Genomic DNA, 218 nt, shown 5'->3' on the forward strand with positions numbered 1-218 from the left:
GACCTCTTGCATTACTAGTTGGCACATGGATCGGCGACAAAGGCTCTGACACCTCCCCCGAGCCAGATGGAACTGAGAAAAACACTTACCGAGAAACCGTAACTTACACCCCCATCGGTGATGTTGATAACGCAGAAGAGCAAGAACTTGTCGGTGTTTATTATCACCAAATCGTTCATCGTATACGTGACAACAAGCATCTTCACGACCAATGCGGC

General features: G+C 48.2%; 1 protein-coding gene. It reads left to right on the top strand.

The genetic code is table 11. The features are described 5' to 3' along the window. A partial coding sequence (locus A3738_RS30985) for a heme-binding beta-barrel domain-containing protein (RefSeq protein ID WP_197473796.1) occupies nt 1-218 on the top strand: 218 nt, incomplete at both ends.

The sequence above is a fragment of the Oleiphilus sp. HI0066 genome, from assembly GCF_001635725.1.